The following is a 12,793-nucleotide window of genomic DNA, read 5'->3' on the forward strand; positions in this document are numbered from 1 at the left end:
TCCTCCTCACCTGATCAATCCTCAACTCTCACCCGAAAATTTGGGCACAACAATAGCCTGCCAGCTTTTCCTCACCGGAAAAACGGCCTGCTCAACACCAAAAAATTCAGGAACTACCCCGGCGACAAACGCCGTTTTTTCTTACGCTTCGTGCGTCTCAACTCCCAGTCCATCGCCTCCGGCTGGTAACCGGTATCCAGCAATACCTCCACCAACCCGGCCGCAGGTTCTCTTTTTCCCTCGCCAGCCCTCCCATATCCACCATACCCGTGCACCGGTTCGCCGACCCGCCATGCCCCGCCACCCGGCCGCTGCGCCTCGCCGCTTTGTTTTTTCCCCTCACTCGCAACCAGACCTTTGCAGCGCTCCAGCATCGCTTTGGCACTATAGTTTTTTCCCAGCTCACTACCATTCATCGCCACCCGGTGAACATGATCCACATACGTGATCCCGTAAACCAGCCCTGCCTCATTCTGCCGCAAAACCAGATCAATACCCTCTTTTTGCAAAACCGCTTTTAACGCATCCAATTCCAGCTCTCTTCCCGACAAAGCCAGGTCGATAACCGTCCGCAAATGCCGTTGTCCCTCAACTGGTTTAACCTTATTCCGTTCAAACTTAGCCCGTAGGTTTTTCAAAACAGGCTTACCCGCAAATAAACTCGCTTTAAGCGGCGTACCCACCTTATTCCCATCCGCATCCAGCACGCGGAACACCAGCCCCTCCTGCCGCCTGACCCGGCTATCCACCGCACCCGGATCGGCCACCACGTTATACAAACCCAGCACCGCATTCAATTCCGGCAGAGACGCGAACTTATACTCCTTCAGCACAAAACACAGCACCCTGCCAATAGCTTTTTTCGTCTCCGATTTCCCATACAATACCCGCGTGGCGTCAATAGCCTCGGGCTTTAACACGGCCCGTCTTTGTTTACTTTCCGCCGGCACCAAGCCATACTTTTCCTCCATTGCAAGCCTCGCCGGCTCCGACTTGTTCACACCCAGTTTATGCAGGGTAATCGCACTGCCATCCGGCCGGATATTCGTTGTCACCAAATGCAGGTGCGGATGCCCTGCATCCCGGTGCCGGTAGACTAAAAACGGCTGCTCCCCAAAGCCGATCCGTTCCAGGTAGTCGCGCGCAATCGCCAGCAATTTGTCTTCCGAAAGCTGCTCCGAAGGATCGAAATTCAACGAGATATGCAGACTATTTACCCTCGTCCGCTGGTTCAATTCCGTCAGCTTTTCAAAGCGCCGCAGCAACTCCGTAAAACCCAATAAAGAAGGATGTTTCAGAAAGCCCGAAGCCTCCAGCCGGTCGGCCTGATCCGTTTTAACTTTATGCTCATTATAGCTGATCACCCGGGTCATCGAAGTGCTGTTATGGATTACTGCAACCACGCCGATTCGATCACCGCCATCCGCGCATATATGGCCGACAACTGCTTAAATAAAACCACCTTATCCGCATCCCAGCGCCGCAGCCAATCCTGCATCTGCGGCGCATGATCGAGCGTATGCAGCCGGTGTACCGCCTGGTTAAAATTCACGCCGATAGCATTCAGCTCTTTCTTCAGCAGCACCAATTCCGCCACCAGCTCATCCGCCGAAACATTGCGCGTTTTCACCGTCAGCTTCCGCCCGAACAATACCTGCCGGACATAAGCACTCAGCTTTTTCAGCGTCGTTTGCTTCCAGCGCCCAGACAGCAAATCATACTCCTCGGTCGTTAGCCGAAAGTTGATCACCCTCCAGCGACCCGTCTTTTTCTGCGCTTTTACCTCATCCATCACATCCAATTAAAACAGCCCAAAATCAGTATAGACACCCAATAACAGCTCAATTTCTCCACACGAAGCCGCCCGAGTTCCGAGGGCGGCAGGAAATAGTTGTAAGACAACTATACATCTTGCCGTTTGCGCACAAGGCAAACTCAAACCACGGGCTGGCGAGGGGAAAAAGAATAAACCGCCTACCCGCTTCACAAACCGCCGACCTTCAGGCGTTGACGCTGTTCCGGCACCAACCCCTTACGGCAGAGCCACTCGTTTAAATCCTTAAACTGGCTGTAAAAACCGCTCTCATCCCAATAACGCTTTCCCAAAGCCAGGGCCTCGCTCCGGTAACGCTTACCGGTAGCATCATTGTCCAGCCATAGATGCACCCGTTCATGCGATTCCAGAAAAGGCAGCGCCCGCCCGAACAAAGCCGCGCTGTTCAGCACCACCAGGTTCGTCGCCCGGGGATCATCATAAGGGTGCAATACCCGCCAGGAAAGCAAATCAAAAAAGCCCTCGAAAACCTGCACCGAAGGCGCCCCATAATTATAAGTTGTGATCGTTTTTGGCGAGCAACAGCACTTAGCAATCTTGCTCCGGATCTCATACCCCCCGGCATCATTTTTAAACCCGATGCCATACAATTCGTGACCGCCCACCTTATAGCGAACCTCCACACAAAACTCATCCGCAACCGCCACCGGGATACCCCGCTCATGCAGGTAATTCTTGAACGGGAAAGAAAAGATCGGCCGCACATTATTAACCACCAATTGCGGCTCCGCAACCACCGGCTTCCTGGTGTGCAGCACCTGCCCGCCAGCCCCCTCACCATTATTAAACCGCACCAGCAGTTCACTAACCGTGCAGCCAAAATAACGCAACCCCAGATCCACCAGGTTACCACCCGCAGCCAGCCCGAAATCATACCAGCGGTTCAGCCGCTGGTTGACCTTGAAACTGGCGTCCGCCTCCTCCCGTAAAGGCGACCGGTACCAGTACTCACAACCCATTTTCACCACTTCCGGCTCAAAGCCCAGACCCGCCAGCCAGGCCACTATATCCAGCGCCCTGATCTGATCCAATGACATCCGTTCCGCTTCCATATCCATCTCCCCCATCATCACGAACAACCAAAAGTAAAGCGGCCAAACGACATCCACACATCCCGACTAAATTTTGAACAGGATCGTTTCGATGCTACACCTTAGCTTTGTCCCATTATTTAACCATTTAAATTTTACGACATGGCAAAAGATGTGTTGGGAACAGTGTACGAAACCCTGTTATGTACACCGGGGATGAATGAAGGCGTGAAAATCGACCTTAAGGTTAGTCGAAAGGTTGTATTACTATTCAGCAGCGTGATCGAAAACGGCCTGCAACCCGATCAGGCAAAAGCTAACCTGCTGGCCCTGGTTCCTCCGGCAGATGTAGAAGAACTCAGGAACTTTTCTGATGAATGCCTGAAAAAGGCTGGGCTCAAAGAACTGAGCGAAAAGATCAAATTATTTTAAAATCAGGGGTGGGCACCACCCCTTTTAATTACCGTCAATCAGCCTTGCCAACGGATAGCCAATATCCGTTCATTAATCTGCCGGATCACCTTATTGATGAAAGAAAAATAAAAAATCAAGCCCCTAAAAGAGGCTCAGTTGTACCATATTAACCTGTGCCCCTTCAATGGCTTTCAAAGTTTTTAAGATCACATCCTGTTTGTAATTAGTCGTATCTGTTGCACCAATCTTTTCAGTAAACATCACTTTCAGCTTACTAAGCGCCGTGGTCAGCGCAGCCTCGCGGCTCGCAAATGGCGGATCATAAACAGATAAGGCAGAGCCGCCGCCTGCGCAGCCAAAACTATAGCTCAGTGCAAACGACCAGATCCCGTTAACACCGCGACCAATACGGATCTCGCTATACTCGCCATAAAGGGCGATATTCCCTAACTTTACGACTTCGTAATCCAAAAACCGCGGGCGGACAAACCAGCCATATTGATCAAACGCGATCTCCGTAAAACCAAACGCCAACCCCTTCCGGTAAGCATGAACATTCATCAGTATCGCCCTGAGGCTATCGCCAAAACCGGCGAACCATTGCAATGTTTCCAGGTTTCCCGAACGGATAGCAGCCGCAATTTCATTCAATATTTCACGCTCATAAGGCACCAGGCGCCCGGCGAGGCGCTCATCGATGTCGGGCCGGGATTGCAGGGTTAATGCGAACTTTTCCATAAGCTAAAGTTTTTTAAGGCCCAACCGCGCGGCACGGCCTGTCTGTCAAGGGCCGGGGCAAAGCCCCGGTTTATAGACCCTTGACGGACAGGTTGTGCCCGCGCGACCTTTGCCTGCCCTAAAAACTTTGGCTGATGGACGAAGTGAACGCCCGGCGCCCCAACTCCAGCGCCGCCAGCAACGTGGCCGCTTTTGCCGCACCAACGCCTTTAAATGCGCACAGCTGCTCCGTCGTCATCCTCCTCAAACCCGCCGCCTCACCACCGATAGATGCCATCACCTGTCCGCACAAATCCAGCACCGACAGTTCTGAACTGCCCGTACAAAACAGGATCGCCAGCAACTCCGTATTACTTAGCGCAGCTGCCCCAAAAGCATGCAGCTTCTCCCGTGGCCTGTCTTCCAGCGCCACAGCCTCCATACCCGTAACATCTTTGACCAGTTTCATCACCGGTTCCGCAGTAGCCAGGTCGCCATGTGCCAACCGGCGCAGCACCATCGACAAACCTTCTACAAACATCCCCAGATCCTCTTCCCAGAGCTGGACCGTCTGCCGGTGATATTCACCTTCTCCATACTGCTCACTTGAGGTGATCAGCAAAAAATGACTGTCATTCGCCGCCTTCTTCACATCGATAAAATAACGCTTCTTCCCATGAGCGAAATTTTCACTCGCCAGGTTGGGATAATTTGTTGTGCGCTGTGCTTTTTCCATGACCGTTTGAATTAGTAAAGCACAAAACTCCACAGTAAATCAATCAAAAAAGACACAACACTGTTATTTAAACGATTATAAACGTTTCAAACCCAGCCGATCCAATGATAACTTATAACCTCAATAACACAAATGAAAAGGCCTGCCTTGAATGCGGCCAGCCGCTTGGTGCAGGCCGTGACGACCGCAAATTCTGCAATGATATTTGCCGGACCGCCTATAACAACCGCAGGCGCAAAGACAACCAAAAGGAACCCGAAGCAGACCACCGGGACAGCCCCAACTTCCGGAAGATCTACGAAATATTATTAAGCAACCGGGAGCTACTGATGATGCACAGTCTTTACAAAGACGAACCCTACATGCTCCGCGACCTGCTCGGCAAAGGCCTTAACCTGAAATATTTTACCAGCCAGTACGAAATGCCAGAAGTCGGCACATTTAACTTCTGCTTCGACTATGGGTATCATATCACCTCCACCGGCAGGGTTTACATCGAGGAAAACGTACAGGAAATCTTCTGCTGATTAAAATCAATCCGAAAACCACCTACGCTTCAAAACAGCATCGTCACGAAGCTTGATGAGGATCAGGATCGACACCCGCAGAAAATATAAATAATCGACTTGCTGATTCTTCGCGTCCTGCTCATAGGAACCATGCATGTATTGTGCGCAGCAAAAATTAACTGAATTATTTTTAAAAGAACGCACCAAATAAAACAGCAACGGCCATGATTTTGGGCGGTGCAGGTCGGCGATAGCCGCCTGCACCGGCGAAGCGCACCCAAAATGGAGGCTGTTGCGTCGGCGGCGAAAAGCGGGTGAGCCGGAGCGGCGTGCGCGACAGCGCGCAGAGCATAGGTGAACTGGCTTTTCGCCGATCCTAGTACCAACAAATTATTATTTTAGCTACTCGTGAACAATACGGGGAGTGCTCATCTTATTTTTCATTTATTCTTGCCGCATTTGTATATCCAACATCAGCAACAGCACATCGCCCGATCATTACTAATGTGCAACCCATGCCTGTCAGCGCATTAGCTTCCGTATTTGTTAACAGTTTCGCCACGCACAACCTTTGATTTTTAGTTCCGGTGATCACTGTTTTAATTCAATACCATCATCTTCAATATTTCAACAATTCGACCGCTTAATCGTCTAATGTCGCAAATATTTTCGAGCTATCGTTTCCTATGCAATTGACAATCAATACAATGTAACTTGGAATGGGATTAGCATAACAGGAAGTATGAAAATCAATATCGGGATTAGCGAAACGAGCACCAGAAAAGTAGTCGATGAATTATCAAAGCTATTGGCTGATGAGTTCATGCTCTTTACAAAAACAAAAAATGCGCATTGGAACGTAGAGGGAATTGGATTTCACGGGTTGCACGCATTTTTTGAAGGCCAATTCATTCAAATCGATGAAATCGTAGATCGGATTGCAGAACGCATCAGATCCCTGGGGCATTTCTCACTGGCCTCGCTGAAAGATTTCCTGCAACATGCCCGGTTATCAGAAACCATACAAGGTGATCATTCAGCAGTATCTTTTATAAAAAACCTGTCAAACGACCATCAAAGCCTCATGATAACCCTGAGAGCGAATATCGATCTGTTTGCAACCGAATACAAAGATTATGGAAGCAGCGATTTCCTGACCTCATTGATCGTTGAGCATGAAAAAATGGCCTGGATGCTCAGCGCGCATTTGAACGACAAGCTCACGAGTATCTGATCATCGATAACAGGCAGGGTTACCGGGAATAATTCATACTTCGGATATAATCTATCGTCCCGGCTAAAGAAAACACGCCTTTAACACTGAAAAATCTAATCCACTCTCCTATTACAATAACAAATCTAGCGACAATGAAAACACCAATCAAAAATGTAGTGCTCGTCCATGGCGCATTTGCTGACGGCTCTGGTTATGAAGCCTTGTACCACAACCTGACAGTCAAAGGCTTTAATGTTCTAATTGTACAAAATCCTTTGAGCTCCCTGGAGGCGGATGTCGAACAGGTAAACATCGTTCTGGACCGGATCGGCAGCCCAGCAGTGCTGGTCGGACATTCCTGGGGTGGTACCGTGATCACCGAGGCTGGAAGCCACACGAACGCCGCAGCTTTAGTATATGTTGCAGCTTTACAACCCGATAAAGGTCAGTCAGCACTGGATTGCATTTCTTCGCTGCCGCCTTTGCCGGAAAACGGCATCCTCCCTCCGGATGATAACGGGATCGTTTATATCGCCAAAGAAAAATTCCACGCCGCTTTCTGTGCGGATCTCGACGCAAAAAAAGCCGAGTTTATGTGCGCTTCACAAGGCGCGTTTTACGCGAGCGCATTTGCGACACCAGTTACGAACGCGGCCTGGAGAAACAAACCCTGCTGGGGGTGCGTCGCGACTGAGGACAAAACCATTAACCCCGATATTCAGCGCAATATGTACAGCCGTTCAAACACCAAAATCACGGAGATAAAAGGCAGCCATGTCATCTTCATGTCCCATCCGGAACTGGTAGCTCAGGTTATTGTCGAAGCAGCAGAAAGCGTTGCCAGCTAATTAATCACATGCAATGCTACCAGTTTCCACAAAGTAAAATTTCTTTAAACAAAACATATCAAATTCTTAAAATTTAATCATTATGAGCTCTCAGAAAAAACCTTCAATCGTATTATGCCATGGCATATGGGCCGATGCTTCCTGCTTCAACAAGATCATCCCCATCCTGATTGCCCGCGGGCATGAAGTAATCTCCGTTCAATACGGACTGACAAACTTTGACCATGATGTCGCAGCAATTAAACGTACGATCAGCCGCGTAAGCAGCCCCGTAATCCTGGTTGGCCACTCATACGGCGGTGCAACAATCACTGCCGCCGCAAGTGATGACCGTGTAGTTGGATTGGTATACATTGCCGCAGTGGCACCTGCTCCGGGTGAAACGGTTAATGGCCAGCTTAAAAAATTCCCGTCTGACATCTTCACCCGTATTGAAGTGGCTGACGGCCGCGTTTGGATGCTTCCGTCAGGAACCGAATTCTTTGCCGGCGACCTTCCGGAAGACGAGCAAAAAGTAGTATGGGCGACACATTATGCACCATCTGTAGAGTTGTTTGACCAGCAATGCATAAAGGAGATCACCTGGGATACCAAACCAAGCTGGTATATCCTATGTACCGAAGACCACACGGTAAATCCCGAGCTGCAGCGTTGGGTTTCTGAACGTATGGGTGCAAAAGTGACCGAGATAAAAAGCAGCCACGTGCCAATGTTATCTCACCCCGAAGCCGTTGTTGATGTGATCTGCGAGGCGGTGTCAGCTGTTTAACAAATTTATATCAATTATACGCATAGAGACCGCTTTAGCGATCTCTATGCGTATAAAGAAATGAATAAGTAACCGGAACAGCTTATATACTTTCAATTATTTCCGGTAATCAGCCTTTATGATGGCTTCTGAGACCCTTGTCAGAAGATTTGACCCGGACTTTCTCAATATGGAGTTTCTTGAGCCGGGAATTAAGCGTAGGCACTTTTACTCCCAATATTTCGGCCGCCCCTCCAGGCCCGTATACTTTCCAATTGCATTTTTCCAGCACCGCGATGATATGATCACGTTCCACTTCTTCTATCGTCCTCAAATGACTTTTTTCTATGGCAGTTTTACCTGCAGGCTCCGGAAGATGGCCAAATGTCGAAATGATGGATGCCGTGCTTAACAGGATACTGCGGTGGACCACATTTTCGAGCTCGCGGATATTGCCCGGCCAATCATAATTCAGAGCCTCCCGCATCGCCACATCACTGATACCGGTAACACTACGGCCTTCTACTTTGCTTATTTTGGCAATGAAATGATCGATCAGTAACGGCAGATCCCCTTTTCTTTCACGCAATGGCGGTGAGACCAGTGGAAATACGTTGAGCCGGTAATACAAATCCGCCCGGAATCTACCCGCAATTATATCCTCCTGAAGATTGCGATTAGTCGCTGCGATAACGCGAACATTGACCTTCTTGGTTTTGCCACCAATCACTTCGATCTCCTTTTCCTGTAATACTCTTAAAAACTTGGCCTGAACATCAACAGGTAATTCGCCGATCTCGTCGAGAAAGATCGTCCCGCCATCGGCCTGCTCAAACCGGCCGATCCGTTTATCCAATGCGTTGGTGAAAGCGCCTTTTTCATGCCCGAAAAGTTCAGACTCGATCAGGCTTGGGGGCAATGCCGCACAATTGATACAAATTAACGGTTGCCTGGCCCGCGTGGACAACAAATGAATATGGCGTGCGATCAGTTCCTTTCCGGTGCCGCTTTCACCAAAAATCATTACCGAAACATCGGACGATGCGATCCTTAGCATTTGTTGTTGCAGGGCCCGGATTTGGTCTGACTGCCCGATCATGCCTGCGAATGCCTGGTTATCCATATTCCGGTCCGCAGTGGCGTCCAGTCGTTGCTTGGTCAAATAGAGATTTTCCTGGTGCGCATATAAGGCAACCTCCAGCATGATCAGAATATCTTTTTCCCGGTATGGCTTAGCCAGAAAGCCGTAAGGCCGGGTTATTTTCGCCGCATCAAGAAATTGCTGTTTCGAGTTTCCCGAGAGGTATATAAAAGCGATATTTTTTCGTGAAAGCAATTTAGCCAGATCGATCCCGTTCAATCTTCCCTTGAGCTGAATATCAAGCAGCACCAGGTCGGGACCTTCCTGCTCAATGATTTTAACGGCAGCTGAAACGGACCTGGCAACGGTACATACCCGGTAATCCGCCCTCCTCAACATCACCTCAAGATTATTAGCTTCCATGTATTGATCTTCTACGATCAGAATTTTAGCCTTGTATTTCATCCTGATAATTCTTTAGTTCTTGATCGGACCGGACTCATCTCGCCTGCCAGTGTATCTTGCCGATCTTTAACTACACAAATCTTAATTTTCAAGTAATATTAAGCAATTTCAGACAATTCTATGAACCGCTTAAAGGCTCCCAAAGTACTTCCCTGATCATTTACACAATCCTTTCTTAAGTTTGTTGATATAACACCAAACAACAAATCAGTTTTGATGCTATATCAACAAACCAAAGCCCGAACTCAAAGCCAACTTTCTACTTCTCAATAACTTACCAAAAGGCATGCTATTTGCAAAATAGATCATGATCACCAATGATTTTTTTGCTGAAGCAGCATAGATTGTTTAAAAAATTGCTCCTGGAAGAAGTTTTTCAAGAGCTTTCTTCGAAAGAATAAGACCATGAAAGAGCCTAAAAGTGAATGGAAAAATAATTTTGCCCATTTCATCCCTGAATTAAGAAAGCAAATTGCGGATGTGCGGGAACGCAATGACCTCATTAAACTGTTGTCAGATTCGTTGCATAGCGTAAACGAATTTTCCAGCGTCCGCATCCATTCAGTCGACCATCGCACCAACACCTACTTTCCTTTCTTTCTAGATCAAAAATCAGGCGCAAGAAACCTCAGTGAATTCAAAGCACTTTCAAACGCCAGGGCCTCCTTAGACGATCCGATCATCCGTGATGCAATCGTCGCTGCTAACAGTTTTATCGTTTGCTTAAATGATTTTGCCTGTGCCGAACCCATTCCCTATTGGTTGCGCGTGAATATAGATTATGGCCTCAGGGAAGTATTAGTCACTCCCCTGAAGATCAAAAGCGACATCGTGGGCATATGCTATTGCTGGTCTGACAAATCAAACTCGTTCAGCAGCACATTTATCCATATTATGGATAGTCTGTCGACAGAACTGGCGTACGCAGTATCCAATACGATCATTCATGAAATGCTTGATCCCCGGGGATGGATCAATGATATGCTTTTAAACTTCAGCTATGATTTATCTGCCATACGTACGCGGCAAGAGCTTCATCTCGTTATGGAACGTGATCTGAAAAAGCTTTTTCATTTTGACGAGTTCCTGATCATCACTTTTGCCCCTCCCCGCAACAGCGATACCATCTTGCTGACCAGCCTTGGTCCGCAACCGGAACTGCTGGACTGGATCCGGACAAATATGACCAACGAAACTGTTTGGCAACAAACGGCCAATACAACCGCTCCGGTCATTATCAACGTTGAAGATATCGATTTCCATGATGCCCCTCCATGCCTTGATCCGGCCGATAGGCATAATGGCGGCGAAATCATGTTGAAGATCCTTTCGGAAAATAACGATTCCAAGTATGGACTGATCCTTATTTCATACAAAAAAAACGTGTTTGACCCTCTTGACCGGCACATTACACAGTGTATTTCCCGCCACCTCGCTACCACCGTTTCGAATATCCTGGCCAATGAAGAGTTGGGACGTAAAGAAAAACACCGGGCGCTTCTGCTTTCATTAAGCCACGATATTGCAGCAGTCCGTAATAAGGATGACCTCACCAAGGCGATAGAGAAAGTAGTCAGCCAGTTATCCAGCATATCCAGGTTCGTGATCCGGGGAATCAATGAAGATCAAAAAACCATGAGCCTTTTTTTATATGACAAGCATGTAAAAACGGCTATTGAAGAGCTCGGCCACTATTTCGTGCTGGATGCCGTTTATCCGATAGCGGATGGCATATCCGATCTTGTTTTAGCGGGAAATGCCACGATCGTATTTGATTTGCAGGAATGGATCGATAAAGGAAACGCACCTTCCTATTTTCAATTCTGGAGAAGCATGAGCGTAGAGAAATGTGTGGCGACACCCTTACAGACGGCAACCCAAAAGCTGGGAATTTTCTGGGTCGATTCAGATGAACCGGATATCGAAATGATGGATAGCATGTGCGCCCAGATTTCGATAGCCATGTCGAATATTATGGCAAACGAACAGCTTATCCAGTATAAGCAACTACTGGAAATTGAAAATGAACATTTGCAGGAGCAAATCAAGTCGATCTATAATTTTTCTGATATCATAGGGACGAGTCCGCCGATGCAACGTGTTTATCAATTAATGTCACTGGTAGCGCATTCCAACGCAACCGTGCTTATTCAGGGTGAAACCGGTACGGGTAAAGAACTGATTGCCCGTGGCATTCACGAATCATCCCCGCGAAAGAACAAGCTGATGGTTAAAGTGAACTGTGCAGCGCTTCCGCTGACACTAATAGAGTCCGAGCTATTCGGTTACGAGCGGGGGGCATTTACCGGCGCGTTCGAGCGAAGGATCGGGAAGTTTGAACTTGCGCATCATGGCACCCTGTTTCTTGACGAAATCGGCGAATTGCCCTTAGAAGTCCAGGTAAAACTGTTGCGCGTTTTACAGGAACGGGAATTTGAAAGGTTAGGTGGTAAAACTTCTATCAAAGTCGATGTCCGGATAATCGCGGCAACTAACCGCAATCTTTTGGCGGAGGTAAATGCCGGACGATTTCGTTCCGACCTTTACTACCGGCTGAATGTGTTTCCTATCGCCATGCCTCCTTTGCGTGAGCGGCGTGAAGACATTCCATCCCTGGCGCATTTCTTTCTTGAAAGATATAACAACAATCACCGATGTAAAGTGACCGGTATCTCGGCTGCCGCCATAAACGAGCTGAAAGCTTACCACTGGCCCGGAAATGTCCGCGAGCTTGAACACCTGATCGAGCGAAGCATATTGCTTTCCAACGGTAAAATACTAACCAAAATATCTTTGCCGGATCTGAACGACACTGTACCCGGCGGGCAGGATAAACACGCCATTAACCTGGCATCCGTTGAAAAACAACACATCATTAATATCCTGCGGCAGTGCAGCGGAAAGATATCCGGAAAAGGAGGCGCGGCCGAACTATTAAAGCTCCCCCCATCAACACTAAACTCCAAAATGAGAAAACTCGGTATCACCAAAAATGCTAAAATAGAATAGTGGGAACATTTTACTTCGCCCGACAGGTTTGCATGATTGTCTTGCATGTTGCAGCCCCTGCTGATGCTGTTTCACCGGCACCACGATAAAATGTGGCTGCACAGACCACGAATTTTAAAAACTGATATTCACTATTTATGCGTATTTTCATCTATAGATTGATGCTGTCGATGAACATTTGTTAC

12 protein-coding genes are annotated in these 12,793 nt (G+C 48.1%); 6 read left to right on the forward strand and 6 right to left on the reverse strand.

Annotation, left to right across the window (positions count from 1 at the left end; all coding sequences use genetic code 11):
- Window positions 1–113 precede the first annotated feature (113 nt).
- From ABID99_RS16780 to ABID99_RS16790, 3 genes are all read right to left on the reverse strand, one after another.
- Window positions 114–1,373 carry a relaxase/mobilization nuclease domain-containing protein gene (locus ABID99_RS16780; protein ID WP_373614419.1) on the reverse strand — a complete coding sequence of 420 codons (1,260 nt, stop codon included), beginning with the start codon at window positions 1,371–1,373 and terminating at the stop codon, window positions 114–116.
- 17 nt (window positions 1,374–1,390) lie between these two features.
- Window positions 1,391–1,792, reverse strand: coding sequence for a plasmid mobilization relaxosome protein MobC (locus tag ABID99_RS16785; RefSeq protein WP_373614420.1), 402 nt, complete (start codon window positions 1,790–1,792; stop codon window positions 1,391–1,393).
- Between the two features lie 191 nt (window positions 1,793–1,983).
- On the reverse strand, window positions 1,984–2,943 hold the full coding sequence (locus tag ABID99_RS16790; protein WP_373614421.1) for a toprim domain-containing protein: 960 nt from the start codon (window positions 2,941–2,943) through the stop codon (window positions 1,984–1,986).
- A gap of 84 nt (window positions 2,944–3,027) precedes the next feature.
- On the opposite strand from ABID99_RS16790, the gene ABID99_RS16795 reads away from it, so the two are divergent.
- Window positions 3,028–3,297 carry a hypothetical protein gene (locus ABID99_RS16795; protein WP_373614422.1) on the forward strand — a complete coding sequence of 90 codons (270 nt, stop codon included), beginning with the start codon at window positions 3,028–3,030 and terminating at the stop codon, window positions 3,295–3,297.
- Window positions 3,298–3,420: 123 nt separating this feature from the next.
- Here ABID99_RS16795 and ABID99_RS16800 read toward each other — a convergent pair whose 3' ends face one another.
- Complete coding sequence (locus ABID99_RS16800) at window positions 3,421–4,017, reverse strand: hypothetical protein (RefSeq protein ID WP_373614423.1); 597 nt, start codon at window positions 4,015–4,017, stop codon at window positions 3,421–3,423.
- Between the two features lie 118 nt (window positions 4,018–4,135).
- A complete protein-coding gene (locus ABID99_RS16805; protein ID WP_373614424.1) occupies window positions 4,136–4,732 on the reverse strand; it encodes a UPF0758 domain-containing protein in 597 nt (198 codons plus the stop codon).
- A 104-nt stretch (window positions 4,733–4,836) separates the two neighbouring features.
- Here ABID99_RS16805 and ABID99_RS16810 point away from each other — a divergent pair, with 104 nt between their 5' ends.
- The 4 genes from ABID99_RS16810 (at window position 4,837) to ABID99_RS16825 (ending at window position 8,074) form a co-directional block, all read left to right on the forward strand.
- Window positions 4,837–5,259 (forward strand): hypothetical protein, encoded by a 423-nt coding sequence (locus ABID99_RS16810; RefSeq protein WP_373614425.1) that lies wholly within the window; start codon window positions 4,837–4,839, stop codon window positions 5,257–5,259.
- 724 nt (window positions 5,260–5,983) lie between these two features.
- Window positions 5,984–6,475, forward strand: a complete 492-nt coding sequence (locus tag ABID99_RS16815; RefSeq protein ID WP_373614426.1) for a Dps family protein — start codon at window positions 5,984–5,986, stop codon at window positions 6,473–6,475.
- Between the two features lie 134 nt (window positions 6,476–6,609).
- Complete coding sequence (locus ABID99_RS16820) at window positions 6,610–7,305, forward strand: alpha/beta hydrolase (RefSeq protein WP_373614427.1); 696 nt, start codon at window positions 6,610–6,612, stop codon at window positions 7,303–7,305.
- 82 nt (window positions 7,306–7,387) lie between these two features.
- A complete protein-coding gene (locus ABID99_RS16825; RefSeq protein ID WP_373614428.1) occupies window positions 7,388–8,074 on the forward strand; it encodes an alpha/beta hydrolase in 687 nt (228 codons plus the stop codon).
- A gap of 109 nt (window positions 8,075–8,183) precedes the next feature.
- Here the strand turns inward: ABID99_RS16825 and ABID99_RS16830 are convergent, their stop codons facing one another.
- Window positions 8,184–9,599 carry a sigma-54-dependent transcriptional regulator gene (locus ABID99_RS16830; protein WP_373614429.1) on the reverse strand — a complete coding sequence of 472 codons (1,416 nt, stop codon included), beginning with the start codon at window positions 9,597–9,599 and terminating at the stop codon, window positions 8,184–8,186.
- Between the two features lie 405 nt (window positions 9,600–10,004).
- Between ABID99_RS16830 and ABID99_RS16835 the strand changes: the two genes are divergently transcribed.
- Window positions 10,005–12,608: a sigma-54 interaction domain-containing protein gene (locus tag ABID99_RS16835; RefSeq protein ID WP_373614430.1), complete on the forward strand. Its 2,604-nt coding sequence runs from the start codon at window positions 10,005–10,007 to the stop codon at window positions 12,606–12,608.
- The last annotated feature ends 185 nt before the right edge of the window (window positions 12,609–12,793 follow it).

The sequence above is a fragment of the Mucilaginibacter sp. OAE612 genome (assembly GCF_041806395.1).
Taxonomy (GTDB): domain Bacteria; phylum Bacteroidota; class Bacteroidia; order Sphingobacteriales; family Sphingobacteriaceae; genus Mucilaginibacter; species Mucilaginibacter rubeus.

What these genes read in the sequence shown, in the direction of transcription:
- ABID99_RS16780 (WP_373614419.1), bottom strand. Translation starts at nt 1,373, where the DNA reads ATGACCCGGGTGATCAGCTATAATGAGCATAAAGTTAAAACGGATCAG.
- ABID99_RS16805 (WP_373614424.1), bottom strand. Translation starts at nt 4,732, where the DNA reads ATGGAAAAAGCACAGCGCACAACAAATTATCCCAACCTGGCGAGTGAA.
- ABID99_RS16810 (WP_373614425.1), top strand. Translation starts at nt 4,837, where the DNA reads ATGATAACTTATAACCTCAATAACACAAATGAAAAGGCCTGCCTTGAA.
- ABID99_RS16830 (WP_373614429.1), bottom strand. Translation starts at nt 9,599, where the DNA reads ATGAAATACAAGGCTAAAATTCTGATCGTAGAAGATCAATACATGGAA.
- ABID99_RS16800 (WP_373614423.1), bottom strand. Translation starts at nt 4,017, where the DNA reads ATGGAAAAGTTCGCATTAACCCTGCAATCCCGGCCCGACATCGATGAG.
- ABID99_RS16785 (WP_373614420.1), bottom strand. Translation starts at nt 1,792, where the DNA reads ATGGATGAGGTAAAAGCGCAGAAAAAGACGGGTCGCTGGAGGGTGATC.
- ABID99_RS16820 (WP_373614427.1), top strand. Translation starts at nt 6,610, where the DNA reads ATGAAAACACCAATCAAAAATGTAGTGCTCGTCCATGGCGCATTTGCT.
- ABID99_RS16825 (WP_373614428.1), top strand. Translation starts at nt 7,388, where the DNA reads ATGAGCTCTCAGAAAAAACCTTCAATCGTATTATGCCATGGCATATGG.
- ABID99_RS16795 (WP_373614422.1), top strand. Translation starts at nt 3,028, where the DNA reads ATGGCAAAAGATGTGTTGGGAACAGTGTACGAAACCCTGTTATGTACA.
- ABID99_RS16835 (WP_373614430.1), top strand. Translation starts at nt 10,005, where the DNA reads ATGAAAGAGCCTAAAAGTGAATGGAAAAATAATTTTGCCCATTTCATC.
- ABID99_RS16815 (WP_373614426.1), top strand. Translation starts at nt 5,984, where the DNA reads ATGAAAATCAATATCGGGATTAGCGAAACGAGCACCAGAAAAGTAGTC.